Below are 26,107 nucleotides of genomic sequence, written 5' to 3' on the forward strand. Positions count from 1 at the left end.
GAGGAGCACCACCATGGCACTGATCACCCTGCGCCAACTGCTGGACCACGCCGCCGAGCATGGCTACGGCCTGCCCGCGTTCAACGTCAACAACATGGAGCAAATCCACGCCATCATGCAGGCGGCCGACGCGGTCGACAGCCCCGTCATCCTGCAAGGCTCGGCGGGGGCACGCTCCTACGCCGGTGAGCCGTTTTTGCGCCACCTGATCGCGGCGGCCATCGAGATGTACCCGCACATCCCGATCTGCATGCACCAGGACCACGGGGCCTCGCCCGGCGTGTGCATGCGCTCGATCCAGTCGGGCTTCAGCTCGGTGATGATGGACGGCAGCTTGCTGGAAGATGGCAAGACGCCGGCCAGCTACGAGTACAACGTGCGCGTCACGCGCCAGGTGGCCGACATTGCGCACGCCTGCGGCGTCTCGGTCGAGGGCGAACTGGGGTGCCTGGGCAGCCTGGAGACGGGCAAGGCCGGCGAGGAAGACGGTCACGGCGCCGAGGGCGAGCTGGACCACTCGATGCTGCTGACCGACCCGGATGAGGCGGCCGATTTCGTGCAAAAAACCCAGGTGGATGCGCTGGCCATCGCCATCGGCACCAGCCACGGCGCCTACAAATTCACGCAAAAGCCCACCGGCAAGGTGCTGCGCATCGACCGCGTCAAGGAAATCCACGCCCGCATCCCCAACGTGCACCTGGTCATGCACGGCAGCTCCAGCGTGCCCGAGGACTGGCTGGCCATCATCAACAGCTACGGCGGCGACATGGGCACCACCTACGGCGTGCCGGTGGAGGAGATCGTCGAAGGCATCAAGCACGGGGTACGCAAGGTCAACATCGACACCGACCTGCGCATGGCCGCCACCGGGGCCATCCGCAAGCACCTGGCCGAAGACCGCAAGAACTTCGACCCGCGCAAATTCCTCAAAGAGGCCACCAAGGCCATGAGCGGCATTTGCAAGGCGCGCTACGAGGCCTTTGGCAGCGCCGGGATGGCCAGCAAGATCGGCAAGGTGTACAGCTTGGAGCAAATGGCCAAGCGCTACGAAAAGGGCGAGTTGGCGCCGCGGGTGTCGTGACCTGCAGGGGCAACCTGCAAGGTCCCACGGACCTCGGCCCAACCCAGGGCGCTTTCCCGGCGGGGAAAGCGCCCTTTTGGCTGATGACGGCGGGGGCATCGCCCCGCGGGCGCAAGCACGCTTGGGCGGCAACGGCGACAATGCAGGCATGATCCCGATCAAAGTCGAATCCGCTTGGCGCGGCACCGCGGACTGCAAGGCGTGCGGCATCCGCGACATGGTGCTGTTTGCCGACCTCAACGAACAGGACTTCAACCTCATCCACGCGCCGATCGACGACCTGGTGTTTGCCGCCGGGCAGACGCTCTACGGCGAAGCGGCGCCGGCGCACAGCGTGTACACGCTGCGCACGGGCATGGTCAAGCTCGTGCGCAGCACCCCCGACGGGCGCCAGCGCGTGCTGCGCGTGCTGCGACCGGGTGACGTCGTGGGTCTGGAGGCGCTGGCCGGCGCGCGCTACGACAGCGAGGCCGTGGCGCTGACCGAAGCGTCGGTGTGCCGCATCCCCACCGAGGTGATCCACCGTCTGGCGCAGCATTCGCCACGGCTGCACATGCGCCTGCTGCAAAAGTGGCAGGCGGCCCTGCGCGAAGCCGACGACTGGCTGGCCAAGCTCAACTTCGGCACGGCGCGCCAGCGGGTGGCCAATTTCGTGCTCAAGATGCGCCACGCCTCCGACCCCGCGGTGGTGACGCTGTTTTCGCGCGAGGACATGGGCGCGATGATGGACCTCAAGCTGGAGACCGTCAGCCGCGAAATCAGCGCGCTCGTCAAGCGTGGTGTGCTGCAGCCGCTGGACCGGGTGGGGCGCTTGTACCGCATCGCCGACGAGGTGACCCTGCACGACCTGGCGGCCGGCTAAGGGCAGGAACCACCACCCCGCGGATGCGCTACAGCTCCTCGACGCGCCGCGGCGGGTAGGTGTCCCAGCCCTGGCAGCCGGGGCAGCGCCAAAAATACTGACGCGCCTCGAAGCCGCACGCCGCGCAGCGGTAGCGCTTGAGCGGTTCGCAGGCGCGCTCCAGCGCGCGGCGCACCAGCGGTTCGGCGTCGTCGTCACCCAAGCCCACACCGGCCAGCCACAGGTTGGCCGCCACCAGCGAGGGTTCGTGCCGCAGGTGCTCGACGTAGCGCCGGCGCCCCTGCGCGGGGTCGTCGTCCAGCGTGGCCAGCGCCTGGGTCACGTCCAGCGCGGGCGGGTGCTGGCTGGCCCACGTCTGCAGCAGCGCGCGCGCCTGCGCGGCGTGGGGTTTGCCCAGCGCCCGTGACCACTGGGCCAGCGCGTGCGCCACCAAGGGCAGATGCCCGGGCGCGTGTTGGGCCAGCGCGTGCAGGGCCCGCAGCGCGCCCTCGGTCTGGCCCAGCGTTTGCCGCAGCTCGGCCAAGGCCACCCAGGCACGCGCCGATTCGGGCGTGCGCTGCACCAGCCCTTCCAGCAGCGCCAGCGCTTCGGTGGTGCGCTGCTGGCGTTGCAGTTGCATCGCCTGCTCACACAGGTGGTGGGCGCGGCGCAGCCGGAAGCTGCCGTGCGCGCTGCCTTCCAGCGTCTCGGCCATCTCGGCCGCGCGCGCCCAGTCACGGCCACGCTCGTACACGTGCAGCAGGGCCAGCCGGGCGTCGGTGTCGTAGCGGGTGCCCAACAGCGCCCTGAACGCCGCCTCCGCGCGGTCCAGCAAACCGGCTTTGAGGAAGTCGTGCGCCAGCGCGTGCTGGGCGCGCTCGCGTTCGGCCGCCGGCAGGTCGGCGCGCGCCAGCAGGTGTTCGTGCACGCGCACCGCGCGATCGTAGTCGCCGCGGCGGCGGAACAGCCCCCCGAGGGCAAAATACAACTCGGCCGCGTCCGGGTCGTTGCGCACCGCCTCGATGAAGGCGTCGATGGCCTGGTCCTGCTGTTCGTTGAGCAGGTGGTGCAGGCCACGGAAGTACGCCCGCGGGGTGCGGCGTCCCTCCAAGCGCCACTGGCGCAGGTCCAGCCGCGACGCCAGCCAACCCAAGGCAAACGCCACGGGCAGTGCCCACAACAACCAGGACCAATCAAACGGCATCGGGCAAGTCCGGTTGTGGCCGCGGGGGCGCGGCGGCTGACGCTGCGGCGGCTGGCGCCGCAGGGGCGGTCGCCGACTGGCGGGCCTGGCGGCGCGCGCGCCACCACAGGGGCGCCATCACCAACACCCCCAGCACCACCCCCAGCAACAACACGATCAGCAGCACCAGCGCCAGCGGCCCTTCCCAGCGGGTGCCAAACAGGCCATGCACGACCACCGGCGCTTGGTTGTTGAGCGCCAGCGCAAACACCAGCAGAAAAAACGCCGCGCGCAGCAGCCAGCCCAACAGCTTCATCGCGGGGTGCCTGGGTGGGCCGCGGCGTCCACCGCTTCGCGCAGCGCCTTGCCGGGCTTGAAGTGCAGCGTGCGCCGCGGCGGCACCGCGACCGTTTCACCGGTGCGGGGGTTGCGGGCCAGGCGCGCGTCGCGCGCCACGACCGCAAAACTGCCAAAGCCGCGCAGCTCGATGCGCTGCCCACGCGCCAGCGCTTGCGTCATCGCGTCCAGGATGGTTTTGACGGCGGCCTCGGCATCGTCGGCCGTCAGTTGCGGGTGGTGCTCGGCCAGGGCGTCGAACAGGTCGCTGCGGTTCATGCTGCGATTATGCCCAACGAAAAACCCGCCGGGGCCTGCGACGGCCACCGGCGGGGTGGGGCGCCCCCGCAGGCCACATGCCGTCCAAGGACGGCACGCCTGCGCAGGGGGTGCGGGTTGGGTGTCAGTTGCCGCTGTTGTCCAGCTTGGCGCGCAGCAGCGCACCCAGGTTGGTGGTGCCGGCGTTGCCCGCGTGGCTGGCCAGGCTGGCCATCGCCTCTTGCTGGTCGGCGGCATCCTTGGCCTTGATCGAGAGCTGGATGCTGCGGTTCTTGCGGTCGACGTTGATGATCACCGCGGTGACCTCGTCGCCTTCCTTCAGCACGTTGCGGGCGTCTTCCACGCGGTCGCGCGAAATCTCGCTGGCGCGCAGGTAACCCACCACATCGTTGCCGAGGTCGATTTCGGCGCCCTTGGCGTCGACGCTCTTGACCGTGCCGGTGACCGTGGCGCCCTTGTCATGGATCGACACGAAGGTCGTGAACGGGTCGGCGTCGAGCTGCTTGATGCCCAGGCTGATGCGCTCGCGCTCCACGTCCACACCCAGCACCACGGCCTCGACTTCCTGGCCCTTCTTGTAGTTGCGCACGGCCACTTCGCCGGGCTCGTTCCACGACAGGTCCGACAGGTGCACCAGCCCGTCGATGCCGTTGTCCAGGCCGACGAAGATGCCAAAGTCGGTGATCGACTTGATCGGGCCCTTGACGCGATCGCCCTTGCGGTGCGTGTCGGCGAACTCTTGCCAGGGGTTGGGCTTGCACTGCTTCATGCCCAGGCTGATGCGGCGCTTGTCCTCGTCGATGTCCAGCACCATGACCTCGACTTCGTCGCCGATCGACACAACCTTGCTGGGGGCGACGTTTTTGTTGGTCCAGTCCATTTCGGACACGTGCACCAGGCCCTCAATGCCGGGCTCCAGCTCGACGAAGGCGCCGTAGTCGGCGATGTTGGTCACCTTGCCGAACAGGCGCGTGCCAGCCGGGTAGCGGCGCGCCACGCCCAGCCAGGGGTCGTCGCCCATTTGCTTGAGACCCAGGCTGACGCGCTGCCGTTCGGGGTCGAACTTGAGCACCTTGGCGGTGACTTCCTGGCCCACCTGCACCACCTCGCTCGGGTGGCGCACGCGGCGCCAGGCCATGTCGGTGATGTGCAGCAAACCGTCGATGCCGCCCAGGTCGACGAACGCACCGTACTCGGTGATGTTTTTGACCACGCCGGTGACGATGGCGCCTTCCTTGAGGGTTTCCAGCAGCTTGGCGCGCTCTTCGCCCATGCTGGCTTCGACCACGGCGCGGCGGCTGAGCACGACGTTGTTGCGCTTGCGGTCCAGCTTGATGACCTTGAACTCCATGGTCTTGCCCTCGTAAGGCGTCAGATCCTTGACGGGGCGGGTGTCGACCAGCGAGCCCGGCAGGAACGCGCTGATGCCGTTGACCATGACCTTGAGGCCACCCTTGACCTTGAACGTGGTGGTGCCGGTGACGAATTCGCCCGACTCGAGCGCCTTTTCCAGCATCGCCCACGCGGCCAGACGCTTGGCCTTTTCGCGCGACAGGATGGTGTCGCCGTAGCCGTTTTCGACCGCCTCGACGGCCACGGCCACGAAGTCACCTTCGCGCACTTCGAGCTCGCCCTGGTCGTCTTTGAACTCCTCGATCGGGATGTAGGCCTCGGACTTGAGGCCGGCGTTGACGACGACGAAGTTGGGGTCGATGCGCACCACCTCGGCGGTGATGACCTCGCCTACGCGCAGGTCGGCGCGCTTGAGCGACTCTTCGAACAGGGCGGCAAAGGATTCGGACATGAAATTTCCTGGGGTAGCGACCGCGGCCGCAGGGCGCGCGGCGTTGGGGTTATCCCGGCACGGGGCACGGGGTTGGGTTGACGAACCCGCAGGCGTGCACGGTGGGTGAATGCCGTGGCGGCGCCTTTGGGGCCTACGACGAACCGGCAGCCAGCCCCTCGCGCTCGGGGGCAAATGGCCGCCGTTGCTGCCACCAGTCCAGCACCGTTTGCACCGATTGCTCGATGGTCTGGTGCGTGTTGTCCAGCAGCAGCGCATCTTCGGCTGGCTTGAGCGCCGCCACGCTGCGCGTGCGATCGCGCGCGTCCCGCGCTTCAAGCTCGGCCAAAAGATCGTCTATGCTAGCATGTTCGCCGCGCGCGCGCAACTGCTCGTGGCGCCGGCGCGCCCGCTCGGCCACGCCGGCGGTCAGGTACACCTTCAGCGGCGCATCGGGGAACACCACGGTGCCCATGTCGCGTCCGTCGGCCACCAGGCCCGGCAGGCGCCGCCAGCGCCGTTGGGCCTGCAGCAGCGCCGTGCGCACCGCCGGCAGTGCCGACACGCGCGACGCCGCCGCGCCGGCGGCCTCGGAGCGCACCTCGTCGGTCACGTCCTCGTCGCCCAGCCAAATGCGGCCGTCGGCAAAGCGCGCTGGCAGCTGCGCCGCCAGCGCCGCCAGCCGCTCGGCCACGGCCGCGTCGGCCAGCGCGGCGTCGTCGGTCGGCACGCCCGCGCGCTGGGCGGCCAAACCCAGCAAACGGTACAGCGCGCCCGAGTCCAGCACGTGGTAGCCCAGCCGCTGCGCCACGGCGGCGGCCAGCGTGCCCTTGCCGCAGGCGCTGGGGCCGTCGATGCAGATCACCGGGATGTCGGCCGGGTCGGCCTGCACCACCTGCCACAGGGTCTCGAAGTAGTCCGGAAACGTCTTGGCCACGCAGCGCGGATCCTGGATGCGCACCGGCCGCCGCGCCGGGTTGAACGCGGCCAGCGACGCGCACATGGCCATGCGGTGGTCGTCGTAGGTGTGCACGCTGGCGGCACGCCAGCCCGTGCCGTCGGCCCCCAGCGGGTGCACGCGCAGCCAGTCGGGGCCTTCTTCCACCACTGCGCCGAACTTGCGCAGCTCGGTGGCCATGGCGGCGATGCGGTCGGTTTCCTTGACGCGCCAGCTGCCGATGTTGCGCAGCGTGCAGGGGCCGTCGGCGTACAACGCCATCACGGCCAGCGTCATGGCGGCGTCGGGGATGGCGTTGCAGTCCAGATCCAGCGCCCGCAGCGGCCACGCGCCGCGCCGCACGTGCAGACGGTTGGCTTCGCCCTCGATGCGTGCCCCCATGGCGCGCGCGGCCTCGGCAAAGGCGATGTCGCCCTGGATCGAGGCCAGCCCCACGCCTTCGATGGTCAGCGCCGCGTCGCTGGCGGCCAGCGCGCCGGCGGCGATGAAGTAGCTGGCCGCGGAGGCGTCGCCCTCGACGTGGACGGTGCCGGGCGTGCGGTACGCCGAGCCGGCCGGGATCGTGAAACGCTGCCAGCCGTCGCGCTGCACCGCCACGCCAAAGCGTTGCAGCAGCTTGAGGGTGATGTCGACGTAGGGTTTGGAGATGAGCTCGCCCACCACCTCCACCGTGATGGGGCGGTGCTGCGCGGCCAGCGGCAGCGCCAGCAGCAGCGCGGTGAGAAACTGGCTGGAGACGTCGCCGCGCACCTGGATGGGCGCCTGCAGGTGCAGCGTCGCCGGCCCCTGCACGCGCAGCGGCGGGTAGCCCGGCTGTCCCAGGTAGGTGACGTCCGCGCCCAGGCGGCGCAGCGCGTCGACCAGGTCGCCGATGGGGCGCTCGTGCATGCGCGGCACGCCGCTGAGCTCGAACACGCCGCCGTGCTGCGCGGTCAGCACCGCCAGCGCGGCGGTCAGCGGCCGCATCGCGGTGCCGGCGTTGCCCAAAAAGAGCTGCGCGTGCCGCTGCGCCAGTTGACCGCCCAGCCCCTGCACCGCCACCGTGGTCGGGCCAAGCCGCTGCACGCCGCAGCCCAGCTGCTGCAAGGCTTGCAGCATCACGCGGGTGTCGTCGGAGTCGAGCAGGTCGTGCACCTCGGTGCGGCCGGCGCTCAGCGCGGCCAGCAGCAGCACGCGGTTGGAAATGCTTTTGGAGCCGGGCAGGCGCACGGTTCCGGCGGCGCGCCGCAGCGGGGGAATGTCGAGAAAGGCGGTGGTGTACATCGGACTTGGGCCTGGGCGGTCAGGGGCTGTCCGGGGCGCCGGCCGGCGTCCACGCGCGGCGCACGCGGCTGGCGTCCTCGATGAGGGCATGCAGCCGCGCGGGGTCGTCCAGCGCGGCGTCAAAGTCGTCCAGCGCCGCGCGCAGCGCCCGCGCCTGCGCGCGCACGTGGCTGGCGTTGGCGTGCAGGATGTCGCGCCACACCGTGGCGTCGCTGGCGGCGATGCGGGTGAAGTCCCGAAAACCAGGCCCAGCCAGCGCCAGCATCTGCGCGCCGTGCGGCTGCTGGGCGATGGCCCGCACCGCGGCAAAAGCGACCAAGTGCGGCAGGTGGCTGACCGCGGCCAGCGCGCTGTCGTGCGCCTCGGGGCTCATGGTGCGCACGCGCGCGCCGGTGGCCACCCACAGCGCGTGGGCGCGCGCCAGCAGGTCGGCGCGGGTGTCGGGCAGCGGCGTCAGCACCACCTGGCTGCGGCGGTACAGCTCCGCGCTGGCGTGCTCGACGCCCGCCTTTTCCTTGCCGGCGATGGGGTGCGCCGGCACGAATTGCGCCACGCGCGCGCCCAACGCGGCGCGGGCGGCGGCCACCACGTCGGTCTTGGTCGAGCCCACGTCCATCACCAGCGCGTCGGGGGCCAGCGCGGGGGCCAACGCACGCAGCGTCGCCTCGGTGGCGGCCACCGGCACGGCCAGCAGCACCACATCGGCCTCGGCGGCGGCTTCGGCGGCGTCGGCGCACGCCTGGTCCACCACGCCCAGCGCCAGCGCCTGCGCGCGGGCGCGCTCCGAGCGCGCCACGCCCACCGTGTGCCGCACCGCGCCGGCAGCCCGCAGCGCCAACGCGAACGAGCCCCCCATCAGCCCGCAGCCGATGATGGCCAACCGCCGAACGGGCGCGAGGTCGGGGGCGCTCATGATTCCGACACCGGGTACGCGCCCAGCATCTTGTAAAACGCGCACAGGCCCTGCAGCTCCTGCAGGGCGGCGGCCACGTGGGGCTGCGACGGGTGGCCGGCGATGTCGATGTAGAAGTAGTACTCCCACTGGCCGGATTTGGCCGGGCGCGACTCGAAGCGTGTCATCGACACCCCGTGCTCCTTGAGCGGACGCAGCAGGTCGTGCACGGCGCCGGGCCGGTTGGGCACCGACACGACGATGCTGGTGCAGTCGTGGCCGCTGGGGCCGGGCATGGCCATCGTCTGCGGCAGGCAGATGACGGCAAAGCGCGTGCGGTTGTAGGCCTCGTCCTGGATGGCGTGCGCGACGATGTGCAGCGCGTACTGCGCCGCGGCGCGCTCGCTGGCGATGGCGGCCCAGGCCGGGTTTTGCGTCGCCAGCCGGGCGCCTTCGGCGTTGCTGGCCACCGCGCGGCGCTCGGCGTGCGGCAGGTGGGTGGTGAGCCAGCCCTGGCACTGCGCCAGCGCCTGGGGGTGCGCCATCACGACCTCGATGCCGTCCAGGCTGGGCACCTGCCGCAGCAGGTTGTGGCGCACCAGCAGGCTCACTTCGCCCACGATGTGCACCGGCGAGCGCAAAAACAGGTCCAACGAGCGCGCCACCACCCCTTCGGTGGAGTTTTCAACGCCCACCACGCCGAACTGCGCGGTGCCGGCGGCGGTGGCGTGGAACACCTCGTCGAAGCTGGGGCAGTGGATCAGCTCGGCGGCGCTGCCGAAGTAGTCGATCGCGGCTTGCTCGCAAAAAGTGCCCTCCGGGCCCAGCACGGCCACCCGCATCGGCGCTTCCAGCGCCAGGCAGGCGGACATGATTTCGCGCCAGATCGCCGCCACGTGGCGGTTGTGCAGGGGGCCCGGGTTGGCCACTTCGATGTTGGCGATGACCTGCGCCACGCGGTCGGGGCGGAAAAAGGGCGACCCCTCGGCGCGCTTGACCTCGCCCACCTGTTGGGCGATGCGCGCGCGTTGGTTGAGCAGCTGCAGCAGTTGCTGGTCGATGGCGTCGATTTGTTGGCGCAACGCCAGCAACTGCGGACTGGCGCTGGGCGTCGGGGGCTGGTCGCGGGTGGTCATGGTCGGGCTCAAGCCTGGCGTTCAAAGTCGCGCATGTAGTCCACGAGCGCTTGCACGCCATCCAACGGCATGGCGTTGTAGAGGCTGGCGCGCACGCCGCCGACGGACTTGTGGCCCTTGAGCTGCAGCAGGCCGCGCGCTTCGGCCCCGCGCAAGAAGGCCACGTTGCGCGGGTGGTTGGGGTCGCGCAGCGGCTCGCCATCGTCGCCACGCAGGAAAAACGGCACGTTCATGCGCGAGCGGTGGGCGGGGTCCACCATGTTGACGTACAACGCTGAGCGGTCGATGGCGTCGTACAGCAACTGCGCACGTTGCTGGGCTCGCCGCTCCAGCGCCGCCAAACCCTGCGCGTCGCCCTCGCACTGCGCCAGCGCCCACTGGAACACCAGGCCGGCCACGTAAATGCCCCAGGTGGGGGGCGTGTTGGCCATCGAATCTTGCTCGGCCAGCACGCGGTAGTCGAACACGCTGGGGCAGTGGGGCAGGGCGTGGCCCAGCAAGTCCTCGCGCACGATGACGATGGTCAACCCCGCCGGGCCGATATTTTTTTGCGCCCCACCAAACGCCAGCCCGACGCGGCTCCAGTCGATCGGACGCGACAGCACGTGCGATGAGAAGTCGATCACCAGCGGCGCTTCGCACCCAAGCGCGGCCAGATCGGGCAGGGTGTGGAACTCGACGCCGTGGATGGTTTCGTTGCTGCACAGGTGCACGTAGGCGGGGCGCTCGCGCAGCCGCCAGGTGGCGGGGTCGGGGATGGTGGTGTAGCCCTGCTCGGCGCTGCTGGCCGCGATGTGCACATCGCCATAGCGGCGCGCTTCCTTGGCCGACTTGTCGCTCCAGCCGCCGGTGACGACGAAGTCCATCGCGCGCGCCGGGTGCCGTCCGGCCAGGTTCAGGGGCACGATGGCGTTGTGCGCCAGCGCCCCGCCTTGCGAAAACAGGATGTGGAAGTGCTCAGGCACGGCCAGCAGCGTGCGCAGGTCGTCGCGCGCCTGTTGCAGGATGGCGCCGAAGTGCTTGCCACGGTGGCTCATCTCCATCACGCCCATGCCGCAGCCGTGCCAGTCCAGCATCTCGGCCGCGGCCTGCCGCAGCACGGCTTCGGGCATCGCCGCCGGGCCGGCCGAAAAGTTGTAGGGACGCGCCATGGCGGTCACTCCTGCCCGTGGGTGTCGGCACCCTCGGGCGTGTCGTCGCCCGCGTCGGCGTCGGCGATGCGCTGCAGGCCGCTGAGGCGATCGCCTTCGTCCAGGCTGATCAGCGTCACGCCCTGGGTGGCACGACCCATTTCGCGGATTTCGGCCACGCGCGTGCGCACCAGCACGCCACGGTCGGAAATCAGCATGATTTCGTCCTGCGCCCGCACCAGCGTGGCGGCCACCACCTTGCCGTTGCGCTCGCTGGTCTGGATGGCGATCATGCCCTTGGTGCCGCGCCCGTGGCGGGTGTACTCGGCGATGGGCGTGCGTTTGCCGTAGCCGTTTTCGGTGGCGGTCAGCACGCTTTGGGTTTCGTCCTCGGCCACCAGCATGGCGATGACCTGCTGGCCGTCTTCCAGCGTCATCCCTTTGACGCCACGCGCCTGGCGGCCCATCGGGCGCACGTCGTTTTCGTCGAAGCGCACGGCTTTGCCGGCGTCGGAAAACAGCATCACGTCGTGCTGGCCGTCGGTCAGTGCCGCGCCCACCAGGTAGTCGCCATCGTCCAGGTCCACCGCGATGATGCCGGCCTTGCGCGGGTTGCTGAATTCGTCCAGCGGAGTCTTTTTGACGACGCCGTGCGCGGTGGCCATGAACACGTAGTGGTCCGCCGGGAAGCTGCGGAACTCACCGGTGAGGGGCAGCACGACGGTGATTTTTTCGCCGTCGGCCAGCGGGAACATGTTGACGATGGGCCGCCCGCGCGAGCCACGCGAGCCGGAGGGCACCTCCCACACCTTGAGCCAGTACAGCCGCCCGCGGTTGGAAAAGCACAGGATCCAGTCGTGCGTGTTGGCGATGAAGAGCTGGTCGATCCAGTCGTCGTCCCTGGTGGCGGTGGCCTGCCTGCCGCGCCCGCCGCGGCGTTGCGCGCGGTACTCGGCCAGCGGCTGCGCCTTGATGTAGCCGGCGTGCGACAGCGTCACCACCATGTCCTGCGGCGCGATCAGGTCTTCGGTGTCGAGCTCCTGCGCGTTGGGCTCGATCTGGCTGCGCCGCGTGCCCTGCTGGGTCTGGCCGAACTCGGCGCGGATGGCGCGCAGCTCGTCGGCGATGATGGCGGTGACGCGCTCGGGCCGCGCCAGGATGTCGAGCAAGTCGTCGATGTGCGCCATCACCTCTTTGTATTCGGTGACGATCTTGTCTTGCTCCAGCCCCGTGAGGCGCTGCAGCCGCATTTGCAAGATTTCCTGCGCCTGCGTCTCGGACAGGGTGTACAAGCCGTCATCCTGCAAGCCGTAGGCGCGCGCCAGGCCCTCGGGGCGGTAGTCGTCGGCGTTGACGCGGCTGCCATCGGCGCGGGCGCGGGTGAGCATCTCGCGCACCAGCGCACTGTCCCAGCGGCGCGCCATCAGCTCGGCCTTGGCCACCGGCGGGGTGGGCGACTCGCGGATGATGCGGATGAACTCGTCGATGTTGGCCAGCGCCACCGCCAGCCCCTCCAGCACATGGCCGCGTTCGCGCGCCTTGCGCAGCTCGAACACCGTGCGCCGCGTCACCACCTCGCGGCGGTGCTGCAAGAAGATGTCCAGCAGGTCCTTCAGGTTGCACAGCTTGGGCTGGCCATCGACCAGCGCCACCATGTTGATGCCAAAGGTGTCCTGCAGCTGGGTGTGCTTGTACAGGTTGTTGAGCACCACCTCCGGCACTTCGCCGCGCTTGAGCTCGATGACCACGCGCATGCCGGACTTGTCGGACTCGTCCTGGATGTGCGCGATGCCCTCGATGCGCTTGTCGCGCACCAGCTCGGCGATGCGCTCCAGCAGCACCTTTTTGTTGACCTGGTAGGGGATCTCGTCAACGATGATGGCCTGACGTTGCCCGCGGTCGATGTCTTCGAAATGGCAGCGCGCGCGCATCACCACGCGCCCGCGCCCCGTGCGGTAACCCTCGCGCACGCCCTGGATGCCGTAAATGATGCCGGCGGTGGGGAAGTCGGGCGCCGGGATGATCTCCATCAGCTCGTCCACCGTGGCGTCGGGATGGGCCAGCAGGTGCAAGCAGGCGTCCACCACCTCGTTGAGGTTGTGCGGCGGGATGTTGGTGGCCATGCCCACCGCGATGCCCGCCGAGCCGTTGACCAGCAGGTTGGGTAGCCGCGTCGGCAGCACCAGCGGCTCGCGCTCGCTGCCATCGTAGTTGGGGCCGAAGTCGACCGTTTCCTTGTCGATGTCGGCCAGCATCTCGTGCGCGATCTTGGCCAGCCGGATTTCGGTGTAGCGCATGGCCGCTGCGGCGTCGCCATCGACCGAGCCGAAGTTGCCCTGCCCATCGATGAGCATGTGGCGCAGGCTGAAGTCCTGCGCCATGCGCACGATGGTGTCGTACACCGCGCTGTCGCCGTGCGGGTGGTATTTACCGATGACATCGCCGACGATGCGCGCCGACTTCTTGTACGGCCGGTTCCAGTCGTTGCCCAGCTCGTGCATCGCGTACAGCACGCGCCGGTGCACGGGCTTCAAGCCATCGCGCGCGTCGGGCAGCGCGCGGCCCACGATCACGCTCATCGCGTAATCGAGGTAGCTGCGACGCATCTCCTCTTCGAGGCTGACGGGCAGGGTTTCGTGGGCAAAGGGTGAGGTCATGGGAACCGCGGCGGCTTGCCACCGCCCAATGGGTTGAGGCCGTTGGGGACGCTGCCGGGCGGTGTCCGCCCCTCGGGTGGGTTGCCTCAGGGGGCGCGGTGGACCGGACGCACGGCGGCTGCGTGCTATTGTAGGCGGCACCCAAGGGGTGGCGCCGGGCGCTGTTTGTTGCGTTGCAGCGACAGCGCGCCAGATGCGAACGCGAGATGTGTCACCGTAGCGTCGACGTGCGGTTGCCCTGCCCGGAGGCTGTGGCAGAATAAAGAGAAGACCGCACAGGTCCGTCGATTGCGTCGCGGATCCGCGATCTTGATCGCTTAACCCCGTGCCAAGAGGAACACCATGAACAAACTCTCGAAAATTGCAGCGCTGTTTGCGACCGCGGCCATGGCGTCGGCGGCCGGCGCCCAAACAATCGACAACTGGCGCAACGGAACCGGCGACCTGGTCTGGAAAAACGGCACCAACGAGCTGTGCTGGCGCAACAGCTCCTGGACGCCGGCCACGGCGGCCAAGGGATGCGACGGCGCCATCGTGCCCGCGCCGGCTCCGGCGCCCGCCCCGGCTCCGGCGCCCGCCCCGGCCCCCGCGGCAGCGCCCGCACCCGCCCCGGCTCCGGCGCCCGCGCCGGCCCCTGCGCCGGCCGCCCCGGCCAAGGTGACCTACGCGGCCGAAGCGTTCTTCGACTTCGACAAGGCTGTGCTGAAGCCCGAAGGCAAGGCGCGCCTGGACGACCTGGTCGACAAGGTCAAGGGCATCAAGCTGGAGGTGGTGATCGCGGTGGGCCACGCCGACGCCACCGGGCCTGAGGCTTACAACCAGAAGCTGTCCGTGCGCCGCGCCGAAGCCGTCAAGGCCTACCTGGTCAGCAAGGGCATCGACGCCAACCGCATCTACACCGAAGGCAAGGGTGAAACCCAGCCGGTGGCCGACAACCGCACGCGCGAAGGTCGCGCCAAGAACCGTCGCGTGGAAATCGAAGTCGTCGGCACACGCTGATCGCTGTGGTAAGCGGCAGGCCACGCAGGCCTGCCCCCGCGCCGATGGCATAACCCCGCCCTGCGTGGCGGAGTTTTTTCTTGGCCCGGTGACCGTGCGCGGGGCCTGGCCCCCGTGGGCCGCGCCGGCCGAGGGATAATGCCGCCATGGACGCCCGACTCAACGCCGACGCGGCCGAACTGGCCAAATTTTCCGAACTGGCCCACCGTTGGTGGGATCCGGACAGCGAATTTCGCCCGCTGCATCAAATCAACCCGCTGCGGCTGGGCTGGATCGAATCGCTGGCTGGCCCGTTGCGTGGCCGCGCGGTGCTGGACGTGGGGTGCGGCGGCGGCATCCTGGCCGAGGCGATGGCCCGCCAGGGGGCCGACGTGCTGGGCATCGACCTGGCCGACAAGCCGCTCAAGGTGGCGCAGCTGCACGCACTCGAACAACAGGTGGCCAACGTGCGCTACCGCGCCGTCAGCGCCGAAGCGCTGGCCGATGAACAGCCGGGCGCGTTCGATGTGGTGACCTGCATGGAGATGCTGGAGCACGTGCCCGACCCGGCCTCGATCGTGAACGCCTGCGCGCGGCTGGTCAAGCCCGGCGGGTGGGTGATGTTCAGCACGCTCAACCGCAACCCCAAGGCGTTTTTGTTCGCCATCGTCGGCGCGGAGTACGTGCTGCGGCTGCTGCCGCGCGGCACACACGAGTACCGCAAATTCATCCGTCCCAGCGAATTGGCCGGCTGGGCGCGCCAAGCGGGGCTGGACGTGCGCGCCCTGCGGGGCTTGACCTACAACCCCCTGACCCAGCGCTACGCGCTCGCGAGTGACACCAGCGTCAACTACCTGATGGCCACCCAGCGGGGGCAGGGCTGATGCGTTGGCGCGACGTGCGAGCGGTGCTGTTCGACCTCGACGGCACCCTGCTGGACAGTGCACCGGACCTGGGCCACGCCGCCAATGTGCTGCGCGAGCGCCGTGGCTTGGCGCCGCTGCCCTTGGAGGCTTACCGTCCTCACGCCAGCAGCGGCGCCCGGGGCATGTTGGCGGTGGGCCTGGGGCTGGGCCCCGGCGACGCCGAATTCGAGCCGGCCAAAGCCGAATACCTGCAGGTGTACGAGCAGGTGATGTTGCAGCGCACCGTGCCGTTCGACGGGGTGCTGGAGCTGACCCAACGCCTGCAGGCGCTGGCGCTGCCGTGGGGCGTGGTGACCAACAAAATCGAACGCTTCGCCCTGCCGATCGCCGCGCGGGTGCATCCGCTGCCGGCCGCCGCCGTCGTCATTGGAGGCGACACCACGCCGCACGCCAAGCCGCACCCCGCGCCGTTGCACGAGGCCGCGCGCCGCCTCGGGGTGGCGCCCGCGCACTGTATCTACGTGGGCGACGACGAGCGCGACATCGTGGCGGGGCGCGCCGCGGGCATGCGCACGGTGGCCGCGTGCTACGGGTACCTGGGGCAGGACAACGCCGTGGCGCGATGGGGCGCCGACGCCCATATCGATCATCCGCTGGAACTCTTGAACTTTTTGGATTTGCCGTAAACTAAGCAAGCACGGGGCTGCACTGGTTTCGACGTGGGTGCAGACTCGCAGCAGGGCATGTCGAGGTGCTGTGACCTCGTAAAACAGCAGCAAACAAGTAACTGCGAACGACGAACGTTTCGCCCTCGCCGCCTGATCGCGGCGAGCCTTGCACCGGTCGGCCGATAGGCCGGGCCGTGCGGACCGCAAGGTCTGCCGGCAGCAAGGGCACTCTCATCGGCTGGCTTCACGGCGGGCAACTTGCCGTGAAGTGAGATCCAAGGTTGCTGGCCCCAGGCGCAGCGTGCCGCTGCGCGACGCCGGGGGCGAGACCCAAAACAGACGGCTACACATGTAGAACTGCGCGAGGAAGGCTTGCGGACGGCGGTTCGACTCCGCCCAGCTCCACCACCATTCCTCGCCCAACCCTCTGCGGTTGGGCGTTTTCGTTTCCGGGTTCCCCGACACCGCGCGGGGTTCCGGGCCATTCTGCCTGCGCCGCACCCCACTGCCGGGGGCGCCTGAATGGGGCAGGTTCGACTCTGCTCCGCCCTCTCTTCTCTCGAAACCTGCGCCAACTTCTTGGCGCAAGCGCACGCAAGCGGCCTTGCGCCACCGTGACTTACACCTGCGTCACGCAGAGCAGTTGCCCATGGCGCTTGCTCGGGTGTCAGCCCGGTCGGTTCAACAGCGATCGGGGCCATTGCTGGAAGCTCATGCGGTCCAGCACCTGGTACTCGCAGTCCTCGTCGCTGAGGTTGTACAGCGACTGGATGAACAGCAGCCGCACCATCACCTCGGGGGGTACGGCGGGCGCCCGCCTTTGCTACGGTCAGCGCGAGGGCAGGCGGTGTCGACCCGGGCGGCAATGGCCGCGAAGTCGATCAGTTCGTCCATTGCTGCCAGGTTGGCAATGAAGCCGCCGAGCTTGGCTTGGCGCTGGTCCTGCACGAACAGGTCAGCGCCAGGCTGGTGACGCCAGAAAGACGAGGGCTTGATGCGCGGGGTGATCATGGGCGACATCATGCCGGCTCACTGGCGACAACGGTTAGGGAGGTTTCGAGAAGTGCCCCAAAGGCACTTGGGCTGGCTCGCCCCAACTGCTTCACCTCATCAGGTTCCGCCTGGGAACTCCAGGCAGAACCGGGTCCTGCCCTGCGCGGACGTCACGCTGATCGATCCTCCATGGGTTTGCATAATGGCGCGGGTAATCGCCAATCCCAGCCCTGCGCCGTCGGTTTCCGGATGTGACCGCGATGGGTCAGCACGGTAAAACCGATCGAACAGGTGCGGCAGTACCCTCGGGTCGATGTCCTCGCCGGTGTTCTCGACGCTCACCCGGGTGGCTTGGGAAGACTGGCTGATCTCGATCGTGACCTCGCCATGTGGCGGGGTGTGGCGCAGCGCGTTCGAAAGCAGATTGCTCAGGGCACGGCGGAACATCAAGCGATCACCGACGATCTCGCCCTCACCACGCTGAGCCAGTCTGACGCCCTTCTCCTCGGCGACCGCCTCATAGAACTCGATCAGGGCGTGCGTTTCCTCGGCTGCCGAGAAACGTTCCCGGTTCGGCAGCATCATCCCGCGTTCGGCCTTGGCCAGGAACAGCATATCGGACACCATGCGGCCCAGACGCTGCAGTTCCTCGGCATTGGAAGCCAGAATCTCCCGGTAGGTATCGGCATCCCGCCGGGTAGCCAACGCGACCTGGGTCTGGGTCAGCAGGTTGCTCAGGGGGGTGCGCAGCTCATGCGCCAGATTCGACGAGAACTCCGACAGTCGCGTGAACGCGTCTTCCAGCCGGTCCAGCATCTTGTTGAGTTCGTGAGCCAGATCGGCCATTTCGATGGGTACCGCCTCGACGGGCATGCGCTGGTGCAGCTGCTGGCTCGTGAGCGTGGTGGCTCTGGATTTCATGGCACGCAATGGCGCCAGCCCCTTGTACGCGGCAAACCAGCTCAGCAAGCCACAGATGACGATCGTCACGACGGCATAGGTCATCAGGGTGCGCCGCAACTTCAGCATGAACCGTGTGTGATGCGCCGTGTCCATGGCAACGAGGATGTCCAGCCGCGTCGTTGCGTCATAGGCTGGAATAACCCGGACAAGCATCCCGCGAAACGCCTGCCCTTCGTCGGCCCAATGGATCAGCGCGTCGTTGCCGTTGCCTTCATCCGCCGGTGACAGTTCGCGCGGGAGGCGAAATCCTTCGGACTGGAAGAGCGTTTCACCTTTCGAATCGTGGACGCTGACGTACAGCCCGTGATGGTGGCTCAATGCCTCACGCAGCAGCCACTTGGCGTCCTCGGCCGAATTGGATCGCGCCAAAATATCCTCGATCAGGTGCTGCTTGTCCTGCAGCGCCATGTGATCCAGCTCGATGAAATGCCGCTCGGATGCAGCGATGACCAACAAGGCCAATCCAAACACCACAGCCCCAGCCGCCAACGTAAAGAAGAGGGTGAGCCGGGTCGTCAGTGACAGGGAGCGAAACATTCAGCGCTCCTCCGGTGCTTCCAATACGTAACCCATGCCACGTACGGTGTGGATCAGCTTGACCTCATGACCCTCATCAATCTTCGCGCGCAAGCGCCGGATGGCCACCTCGATCACATTGGTGTCGCTGTCGAAATTTATGTCCCAGACCTGCGAGGCGATCAGCGAGCGGGGCAGGACCTCGCCATGACGGCGCATCAGCAGTTCCAGCAAGCCGAACTCTTTGGCCGTCAGGCTGATTCGTCGCCCGCCGCGTGAAACGCGTCGGCGCAGCAGGTCCAGTTCGAGATCGGCCACGCGCAGCACGGTGCTCTCGTTGCCACTGCGCCCCCGGCGCAGGATCGTGCGCACGCGGGCCAGCAATTCGGCAAAGGAGAAAGGCTTGACCAGATAGTCGTCCGCACCGAGTTCAAGGCCTTTGACCCGGTCTTCCACCTGATCGCGTGCGGTCAGGAACAGCACCGGCATCTGCAGGCCGCGATGGCGCAAGGACTGCAGTACCTGCCAGCCGTCGAGGCCGGGCAGCATCACATCCAGGATGACCAGGTCGTACTCGCCCTGCAAGGCCAGGTGCAGACCATCGGCGCCGTCTTGCGCCAGATCGACCACGAAACCCGCTTCGCTCAAGCCTTGACGCAGGTAGTCGCCCGTTTTGGGCTCATCTTCAACGATCAGTATCTTCATGAGGGTGCTCGGCCATATCGAATAGCCGCTAGTGTGACGATTTTGGGTGCACCTGACATGAAGATAACAAAAATGTAATCGGACGAACAGCATCCTGACAGGGGTGGCTCCATAGAATCTCACCCACGACTTCAGTAACTCATCGCGAGAAGCCCATGTCATCTTTGAGTCCGTTTCATTTGCCATTGCCGTTGATGCCCTCGCGGCGGCGCTTCGTGCGCGGCTTGGTCGCCGGCGGCGTGATGGTCGGCCTGTCACCCTGGGTGCGTGCTGCGGCACAGGGGCTGGCCGACACGCGCACGGGTGCGGCGCCCGTGCTCAGCGGCACGAACATCGACCTGGTGGTTGCCGAGTCGCCGGTCAACTTCACCGGCACACCAAGGATGGCGACCACCATCAACGGCTCCATCCCGGCGCCGACGCTCAAACTTCGGGAAGGCGACACGGTCACCATCCGCGTCACCAACCGCCTGCGCGAAGCCACGTCGATCCACTGGCACGGGATCATCCTGCCCTACCAGATGGACGGGGTGCCTGGGGTCAGTTTCCCGGGCATCGCCCCTGGCGAAACCTTCACCTACCAGTTCCGTCTCGAACAAACCGGCACCTACTGGTATCACTCGCACTCCGGCACGCAGGAGCAGACCGGCATGTACGGGGCGTTGATCGTCGAGCCGCGTGAGGCAGACCCTATCCGCGCCGACCGGGACTACGTGGTGCAGCTGTCCGACTGGACCGACGAAGACCCCATGCGGGTGCTCGCCAAGCTCAAGGTGCAGAGCGACTACTACAACTACCACCAGCCGACGGCCATTGACTTCTTCCGCGACGTCGCCGACATGGGGCTTTCCCGCGCACTCGACAAGCGTGCGATGTGGAACCAGATGCGGATGAACCCGACCGATCTGGCCGATCTCTCGGGGGCGACATTGACCTACCTGATGAACGGCGTCACCCCTGCCGGCAATTGGACTGGCCTGTTCCGGCCGGGCGAGCGCGTGCGTCTGCGGTTCATCAACGGCGCGGCCAACACCTTCTACGACGTGCGCATCCCGGGGCTCAAGATGACGGTGGTGCAAAGCGACGGGCAGAACGTCGAGCCCGTGACCGTCGATGAGTTCCGCTTCGGGCCGGGCGAGACCTACGACGTGATCGTCACGCCCCGAGAGGACGCCTACACGATCTTCGCGCAAGCGATGGATCGTTCTGGATTTGCCCGTGGCACGCTCGCAGTTCGCGAAGGACTCGAAGCCCCGGTTCCTGCACTCGACCCTGTCGAATGGCTCACCATGGCCGACATGATGGGCGCGATGGACCACGGCGCGATGGGGCATGGCGGCTCGGCCATGGGCGCGATGGACCACGCGGCGATGGGCCACGACATGCCGGGCATGAAGCACGACATGTCCGGCATGAACCATGGCGCGATGGCCATGGATCACGGCCAGCACGCGATGCATGGCATGACAGGCGGCGCGATGGCCAAGCCCAGCGCCACGGTCCGTCACGCACGCACGGAATACGGCCCAAGCACGGATATGCGGGTGGACATGCCGCGCACCAATCTTGACGATCCGGGCATTGGCCTGCGCAACAACGGCCGGCGCGTGCTGACGCTGGCCGACCTCAAAACGATCGGCGGCCCTCTCGATCCTCGCGGGGCCGAGCGCGAGATCGAGCTGCACCTCACCGGCAACATGGAGCGCTATACCTGGTCGCTCGACGGCCTCGAGTTCGGCAAGAGCACGCCGGTGCATCTGAAGTATGGCGAGCGGGTGCGCATCATCCTGCACAACGACACGATGATGACCCACCCGATGCATTTGCATGGGCTGTGGAGCGAGGTGGAAACACCCGACGGGCAGTTCCTGGTGCGTCGCCACACCATCCCGGTGCAACCCGCGCAGCGCGTCAGCTTCCTCGTGACCGCCGACGCCCTGGGTCGCTGGGCCTGGCACTGCCACCTGATGTTGCACATGGACATGGGCATGTTCCGCGTGGTGGTCGTGTCATGAAACTGATCAAAAGAAGATTCGCCATGAAACCCTGTTCTCTCTTCACTGCGGCGCTGGTGTTGCTCGGTGCGGCACCCGTCTGGGCGCAAACAACGATGGAAGGCGGCGCCCATGCCGCGCACTCGGGCGCGGCTGCCGCCCCAACGCGCGCCCCATCGTCCGCGAACGCCACCATGGACCACGGCAGCATGCGCATGCAAGGCGGCCCCGCCCCCGCCGATGCCCGCGATCCGCACGCGTATGCCAATGGCTTGACTTTGGAGTCGGGCCCTTACGCACTCCCCGGGCCACGGCAACTGCGGCTGTCCGATGAACATGCGTTTGGCAGCGTGCTCCTCGATCGCCTGGAGCGCGTCGACACGAAGGACGGCAACGCCACCGCCTATGAGGCGCAAGCCTGGTTCGGCGGCACCTACGACCGCCTGGTCCTCAAGGCCGAGGGTGACGTCGCCAAAGGCAAACTGGAGGAGGCACGCACGGAGGTCCTGTGGGGCCACGCGGTGGCTCCGTTCTGGGACACCCAACTCGGGGTGCGGCTGGACAGCGGCACGGGGCCTGACCGGACTTGGCTCGCTGTGGGCATCCAAGGGCTCGCCCCGTACTGGTTCGACGTCGATGCCACCGCCTACGTCGGCAGCTCGGGACGCACGGCACTGCGCCTGTCGGGCGAGTACGAACTCCTGCTCACCCAGCGCCTGATTCTGCAGCCCCGCATGGAAGTCAATCTGTATGGCCGGCGCGATGAAGCGCGTGGCCTGGGCAGCGGGCTGGCCGATGCCACCATAGGGCTGCGCCTGCGTTACGAATTCTCGCGCCAGTTCGCGCCCTACGTCGGCGTCGAATGGGCGGGCAAGTTCGGACAGACCGCCGATTTTGCGCGCGCCGAAGGACAGCGTACCCGGGAAACGCGTTATGTGGCGGGTGTGCGGCTGTGGTTCTAGAAGCCGCCACGCGCAACTCCGATCTTATTCACCAACCCTAAGGAGAAACCGATGATGAAGAAAACCTTGAGCGTTTTGGCGCTGAGCGCGTTGCCTGTGTTGGCGCTGGCCGCCGGCAATCATCAGGGCGGCCATGGCATGGCCGGGCACGACATGCAAGGCATGCACGGTTCGATGCACGGTGGCGCATCACACTCCAACGTCGGCAAACCAGGCGATCCCGCCAAGGTCGACCGCACCATCGAGGTGGTCATGGACGACTCGATGCGGTTCACGCCCGCCACCATCACGGTCAAAAAGGGCGAGACGATCCGCTTCTTTGTCAAAAACGCGGGCAAGGTGCCGCATGAAATGGTGGTCGGCTCCTTGCAGGAGCTCAAAGAACACGCTGAGATGATGCGCAAGATGCCCCAGATGCAGCATGCCGAGCCGAACATGGTGACGCTCCAGCCTGGCCAGCGCGGCGGGCTGGTTTGGCAGTTCGATCAGCCCGGTACGGTGGACTTCGCCTGCCTCATCCCCGGCCATATGGAAGCGGGCATGGTGGGCAAGATCGTCGTCGAATAAGCAGCGTCACCGGGGGTCCTTGTCATGCACCAAACCGTTGATCAACCGTTCCCCCGGCGGCGCAGGCTGCTGCTGGCGGTGCTTGCGCTGAGTCTTCCCTCCCTGGCACCAGCCGCCGCACCGCAGACGCTTGCCGTGCAGGTGTGGAAGGACCCGAACTGTGGGTGTTGCAAGGACTGGATTGCCCACCTGGAGAAAAGCGGATTCCGCGTGAATGCCGTCGACCAGGGCAACGGCGCGGCCCGCGCTCGCCTCGGGATGCCGCAGAAATTCGGTTCCTGCCATACGGCCCTGATCCAGGGCTATGTGATCGAAGGCCACGTACCCGCCACGGACATCCAGCGGCTGCTCAAGGAAAAGCCCCAAGCCCTGGGCTTGGCGGTGCCGGGCATGCCCATTGGTTCACCCGGCATGGACGGGCCGGTGTATGGCGGCCGACGTGATGCCTACCAGGTCTTGCTGGTTGGGAAAGACGGGTCGGCACAAGTGTTCAGTTCCCATCCATGAAGAAACCCCTCACCCGGCGATGAGCGCGACGCATCATGATCACCACCCCGACACGCGTGGCTCGTCCGGCCTGAGCCGGCGTGTCAGGATCGCGTTGCTGATGGTGGCCCTCATCGGCGGCTTCTACCTGCTGCGCGAGCACTGGAGCCATGTCGCAGGCAATTGGGTATACTTGTTGCTGCTGGCGTGCCCGCTGATGCACCTGCTGCATGGCCACGGTGGCGATGGCGGGCATGGTGCGCCGCCCGACAAACCCGCCAACAGGGAGGCGTGAAGTCATGGACCTGCGATCAGACCACGAACACCGCCGACACGCCCATGACCACCCGAGCGCACTGCAGTGGGCCGAAGGTCTGAAGGACCCTGTCTGCGGCATGGACGTGACCGCGCAGTCCGAGCACCACGTCGAGCACGCAGGCCGACTCTTTTACTTCTGCAGCGCCAAGTGCCGGGCGAAGTTCGTCGCCGAGCCGGCGCGCTATGCCTACAGCGGCCATGAGCCTTCGTCTGTCGAAGCGCCGGCGCTGGCGGCAGGCACGATCTACACCTGCCCCATGCACCCCGAGATCCGGCAGGATCACCCCGGTCATTGTCCGAAGTGCGGCATGGCGCTGGAGCCGGTGCTGCCGGATCTCGAAGGAGAAGAGAGTCCCGAGCTGCGCGATTTCCAGCGCCGCTTCTGGTGCACCCTGCCGCTGACCGTCATGGTCACTGTGCTGGCCATGTTCGGCCACCAGTTGCATTGGTTCGAGGCGCGCACACAGACCTGGATCGAACTCGTTCTGTCCCTGCCCATCGTCCTGTGGGCGGGTCGGCCGTTCTTCGTGCGCGGCTGGCAGTCCGTGGTCCATCGCAGCCCGAACATGTGGACCCTGATCGGGCTGGGCACCGGGGCGGCGTTCGTCTACAGCGTGGCGGCGACCGTGGCCCCACAACTGTTCCCGGACTCGTTCGTGTCCATGGGACGGGTCGCGGTGTACTTCGAGGCGGCGGCGGTGATCATTTCCCTGACCCTGCTGGGGCAGGTACTGGAACTCAAGGCGCGTTCGCAGACCTCGGCCGCCATCAAGTCCTTGCTCGGACTGGCCCCCAAGACCGCCCGGCGCCTTCGCGACGATGGCACGGAAGAGGACGTGCCCCTGACGCACATCCATGTCGGCGATCGGCTGCGCATTCGACCCGGCGAAAAGGTTCCGGTCGATGGCACCGTCCTCGAGGGCCGCAGCGCCGTGGACGAATCGATGCTGACGGGCGAGCCCCTGCCCGTGACCAAGCAGGCAGGCGACAAGGTCATCGGCGCGACGCTCAATACCAGTGGCGCGCTCGTCATGGTCGCCGAACGTGTCGGCGCGGCGACCATGCTGTCCCAGATCGTGCAAATGGTGGCGCAGGCGCAGCGGTCCAAGGCGCCGATGCAGCGCATGGCCGATGTCGTGGCGGGCTATTTCGTGGTCGCGACGGTGTCCATCGCCGTGCTGACCTTTTTTGCCTGGGGCCTGTTCGGGCCGGAACCGCGCTGGGTTTTTGGCCTCATCAACGCCGTGGCTGTGCTGATCATCGCCTGCCCCTGCGCGCTGGGCTTGGCCACGCCCATGTCGATCATGGTGGCGACCGGGCGAGGGGCTACGCAGGGGGTGCTGTTTCGCGATGCCGCCGCGATCGAGAAAATGCGCCAGGTCGATACCCTGATCGTCGACAAGACCGGCACATTGACCGAGGGCCGGCCGCGCTATCAGACGACGATCGCAGCCGAAGGCTTCACCGCCGGCGAAGCCTTGCGACTGGCTGCCAGCCTCGACCAGGGCAGCGAGCACCCGCTGGCGGAAGCCATCGTCACGGCCGCGCGCGAGCAGGGCCTGGTGCTCTCACGCGCCGAGGAGTTCGACTCGCACTCAGGCATCGGCGTGCGCGGGCGCGTCGATGGACATGCCGTGGCACTGGGCAACACGGCCCTGATGGACCAGCTCGGTGTGGACGTGCGGCCATTGGCCGAGCGGGCGGAGGCGCTGCGCGGTGAGGGTGCCAGCGTGATGCATCTGGCCGTCGATGGCGTGCTCGCCGCAGTCCTGGCCGTCGCCGACCCGGTGAAGAAGACCACACCGCAAGCGCTGGCGTCGTTGCGCGCGGAGGGCTTGCGCGTCGTCATGGCCACGGGCGACGGTCTGACCACGGCCAAGGCCGTGGCGGCGCGCTTGGGCATCGATGAGGTGCATGGCGAGGTCAAGCCCGCCGACAAACTGCAACTGGTGGAGCGGCTGCAGCGCGAGGGGCGTATCGTTGCGATGGCTGGTGACGGCATCAATGATGCCCCGGCCTTGGCAAAGGCCGACGTCGGTATCGCCATGGGCACCGGCACCGACGTGGCGATGAACAGCGCACAGATCACGCTCGTCAAGGGTGACCTGCGCGGTATTGCGGTGGCGCGCGCCTTGTCAGTGGCCACGGTCCGCAACATGAAGCAGAACCTGATGTTCGCCTTTCTCTACAACGCACTGGGCATTCCCATTGCGGCCGGCGTGCTGTATCCGCTCACCGGTTGGCTGCTTTCACCGTTGATCGCCGCCCTGGCGATGAGTCTCAGCTCCGCATCGGTGATCGGCAATGCGCTGCGTTTGCGCGGCGTCCGTCTTGTCTGAACACGAGGATCGTCGCGCGTGCCGTGGTGGGTGCTGGTTGCACTCCCAGATCGCTGGGTCTGTCGTATCGGTTGCCACCCGACGTTGGACACCTGATCCCTATCGAGGCCTGGAATGCGTCGCCCCTGAAATATTCATAACAGCATGATTTTTCTTGTGTTATTGTCTGTTTGCGAGTACAATTTCCCCCAGATTTGATGGTCTGATGCGCCG

At 67.6% G+C, this 26,107-nt stretch carries 24 protein-coding genes and 1 other RNA gene; 12 read left to right on the forward strand and 13 right to left on the reverse strand.

The genetic code is table 11. The annotated features are described in order from the left end of the window. Window positions 1-13: 13 nt before the first annotated feature. Both fba and EDC36_RS10875 read left to right on the forward strand, forming a co-directional pair. On the forward strand, window positions 14-1,081 hold the full coding sequence (fba, locus tag EDC36_RS10870) for a class II fructose-bisphosphate aldolase (RefSeq protein WP_132963285.1): 1,068 nt from the start codon (window positions 14-16) through the stop codon (window positions 1,079-1,081). 148 nt (window positions 1,082-1,229) lie between these two features. Continuing rightward, window positions 1,230-1,943 (forward strand): Crp/Fnr family transcriptional regulator, encoded by a 714-nt coding sequence (locus tag EDC36_RS10875; RefSeq protein WP_132963286.1) that lies wholly within the window; start codon window positions 1,230-1,232, stop codon window positions 1,941-1,943. Between the two features lie 28 nt (window positions 1,944-1,971). Here EDC36_RS10875 and lapB read toward each other — a convergent pair whose 3' ends face one another. The 9 genes from lapB to gyrA form a co-directional block, all read right to left on the reverse strand. Next, window positions 1,972-3,126, reverse strand: a complete 1,155-nt coding sequence (gene lapB, locus EDC36_RS10880) for a lipopolysaccharide assembly protein LapB (protein WP_132963287.1) — start codon at window positions 3,124-3,126, stop codon at window positions 1,972-1,974. After that, a complete protein-coding gene (locus EDC36_RS10885) occupies window positions 3,116-3,421 on the reverse strand; it encodes a lipopolysaccharide assembly protein LapA domain-containing protein (RefSeq protein WP_132963288.1) in 306 nt (101 codons plus the stop codon). Before EDC36_RS10885 ends, lapB begins: the two co-directional genes overlap by 11 nt. After that, on the reverse strand, window positions 3,418-3,720 hold the full coding sequence (locus EDC36_RS10890; protein WP_132963289.1) for an integration host factor subunit beta: 303 nt from the start codon (window positions 3,718-3,720) through the stop codon (window positions 3,418-3,420). The genes EDC36_RS10885 and EDC36_RS10890 overlap by 4 nt, the downstream gene beginning before the upstream one ends. Before the next feature lie 124 nt (window positions 3,721-3,844). Continuing rightward, window positions 3,845-5,524 carry a 30S ribosomal protein S1 gene (rpsA, locus tag EDC36_RS10895; RefSeq protein WP_132963290.1) on the reverse strand — a complete coding sequence of 560 codons (1,680 nt, stop codon included), beginning with the start codon at window positions 5,522-5,524 and terminating at the stop codon, window positions 3,845-3,847. Window positions 5,525-5,657: 133 nt separating this feature from the next. Beyond that, window positions 5,658-7,724 carry a bifunctional 3-phosphoshikimate 1-carboxyvinyltransferase/cytidylate kinase gene (locus tag EDC36_RS10900; protein ID WP_132963291.1) on the reverse strand — a complete coding sequence of 689 codons (2,067 nt, stop codon included), beginning with the start codon at window positions 7,722-7,724 and terminating at the stop codon, window positions 5,658-5,660. Window positions 7,725-7,743: 19 nt separating this feature from the next. After that, window positions 7,744-8,637 carry a prephenate dehydrogenase gene (locus EDC36_RS10905; protein WP_132963292.1) on the reverse strand — a complete coding sequence of 298 codons (894 nt, stop codon included), beginning with the start codon at window positions 8,635-8,637 and terminating at the stop codon, window positions 7,744-7,746. Beyond that, a complete protein-coding gene (pheA, locus tag EDC36_RS10910) occupies window positions 8,634-9,752 on the reverse strand; it encodes a prephenate dehydratase (RefSeq protein ID WP_132963293.1) in 1,119 nt (372 codons plus the stop codon). The genes EDC36_RS10905 and pheA overlap by 4 nt, the downstream gene beginning before the upstream one ends. Before the next feature lie 8 nt (window positions 9,753-9,760). Then, window positions 9,761-10,903: a 3-phosphoserine/phosphohydroxythreonine transaminase gene (gene serC, locus EDC36_RS10915; protein ID WP_132963294.1), complete on the reverse strand. Its 1,143-nt coding sequence runs from the start codon at window positions 10,901-10,903 to the stop codon at window positions 9,761-9,763. 5 nt (window positions 10,904-10,908) lie between these two features. After that, window positions 10,909-13,539, reverse strand: coding sequence for a DNA gyrase subunit A (gene gyrA / locus EDC36_RS10920; RefSeq protein WP_132963295.1), 2,631 nt, complete (start codon window positions 13,537-13,539; stop codon window positions 10,909-10,911). Between the two features lie 342 nt (window positions 13,540-13,881). On the opposite strand from gyrA, the gene ompA reads away from it, so the two are divergent. The 4 genes from ompA to ssrA all read left to right on the forward strand — a co-directional run bounded on the left by ompA (window position 13,882) and on the right by ssrA (window position 16,459). Then, entirely contained in the window at window positions 13,882-14,538 is a 657-nt protein-coding gene (gene ompA, locus EDC36_RS10925) for an outer membrane protein OmpA (protein ID WP_132963296.1), read from the forward strand. A gap of 146 nt (window positions 14,539-14,684) precedes the next feature. Next, window positions 14,685-15,401, forward strand: coding sequence for a bifunctional 2-polyprenyl-6-hydroxyphenol methylase/3-demethylubiquinol 3-O-methyltransferase UbiG (ubiG, locus tag EDC36_RS10930; RefSeq protein ID WP_132963297.1), 717 nt, complete (start codon window positions 14,685-14,687; stop codon window positions 15,399-15,401). Then, entirely contained in the window at window positions 15,401-16,069 is a 669-nt protein-coding gene (locus EDC36_RS10935; protein ID WP_132963298.1) for an HAD family hydrolase, read from the forward strand. The genes ubiG and EDC36_RS10935 overlap by 1 nt, the downstream gene beginning before the upstream one ends. Before the next feature lie 13 nt (window positions 16,070-16,082). Further along, window positions 16,083-16,459: a transfer-messenger RNA gene (gene ssrA / locus EDC36_RS10940) on the forward strand. Between the two features lie 259 nt (window positions 16,460-16,718). On the opposite strand, the gene EDC36_RS13530 is transcribed toward ssrA, so the two are convergent. From EDC36_RS13530 to EDC36_RS10955, 4 genes are all read right to left on the reverse strand, one after another. Beyond that, on the reverse strand, window positions 16,719-16,841 hold the full coding sequence (locus EDC36_RS13530) for a transposase (RefSeq protein WP_390617134.1): 123 nt from the start codon (window positions 16,839-16,841) through the stop codon (window positions 16,719-16,721). Beyond that, window positions 16,841-17,062, reverse strand: coding sequence for a hypothetical protein (locus tag EDC36_RS10945; protein ID WP_390617136.1), 222 nt, complete (start codon window positions 17,060-17,062; stop codon window positions 16,841-16,843). Before EDC36_RS10945 ends, EDC36_RS13530 begins: the two co-directional genes overlap by 1 nt. A 99-nt stretch (window positions 17,063-17,161) precedes the next feature. Beyond that, on the reverse strand, window positions 17,162-18,544 hold the full coding sequence (locus EDC36_RS10950; protein WP_043702101.1) for a heavy metal sensor histidine kinase: 1,383 nt from the start codon (window positions 18,542-18,544) through the stop codon (window positions 17,162-17,164). Then, on the reverse strand, window positions 18,545-19,228 hold the full coding sequence (locus EDC36_RS10955) for a heavy metal response regulator transcription factor (RefSeq protein WP_068607191.1): 684 nt from the start codon (window positions 19,226-19,228) through the stop codon (window positions 18,545-18,547). A gap of 155 nt (window positions 19,229-19,383) precedes the next feature. Here EDC36_RS10955 and EDC36_RS10960 point away from each other — a divergent pair, with 155 nt between their 5' ends. Genes EDC36_RS10960 through EDC36_RS10985 form a run of 6 tightly spaced genes read left to right on the forward strand, consistent with a single transcriptional unit; the run spans window position 19,384 to window position 25,894 of the window. Further along, window positions 19,384-21,243: a copper resistance system multicopper oxidase gene (locus EDC36_RS10960; RefSeq protein WP_132963299.1), complete on the forward strand. Its 1,860-nt coding sequence runs from the start codon at window positions 19,384-19,386 to the stop codon at window positions 21,241-21,243. Between the two features lie 23 nt (window positions 21,244-21,266). After that, a complete protein-coding gene (locus tag EDC36_RS10965) occupies window positions 21,267-22,184 on the forward strand; it encodes a copper resistance protein B (protein ID WP_390617140.1) in 918 nt (305 codons plus the stop codon). Between the two features lie 54 nt (window positions 22,185-22,238). After that, window positions 22,239-22,751, forward strand: coding sequence for a cupredoxin domain-containing protein (locus EDC36_RS10970; protein WP_026330412.1), 513 nt, complete (start codon window positions 22,239-22,241; stop codon window positions 22,749-22,751). A gap of 24 nt (window positions 22,752-22,775) precedes the next feature. Then, window positions 22,776-23,258, forward strand: a complete 483-nt coding sequence (locus EDC36_RS10975) for a DUF411 domain-containing protein (protein ID WP_043702089.1) — start codon at window positions 22,776-22,778, stop codon at window positions 23,256-23,258. Window positions 23,259-23,277: 19 nt separating this feature from the next. Continuing rightward, window positions 23,278-23,532: a DUF2933 domain-containing protein gene (locus EDC36_RS10980; protein WP_207895076.1), complete on the forward strand. Its 255-nt coding sequence runs from the start codon at window positions 23,278-23,280 to the stop codon at window positions 23,530-23,532. A gap of 4 nt (window positions 23,533-23,536) precedes the next feature. Further along, entirely contained in the window at window positions 23,537-25,894 is a 2,358-nt protein-coding gene (locus EDC36_RS10985; RefSeq protein WP_132963300.1) for a heavy metal translocating P-type ATPase, read from the forward strand. Window positions 25,895-26,107: the final 213 nt, after the last annotated feature.

The organism is Tepidimonas ignava (genome assembly GCF_004342625.1).
GTDB lineage: Bacteria > Pseudomonadota > Gammaproteobacteria > Burkholderiales > Burkholderiaceae_C > Tepidimonas > Tepidimonas ignava.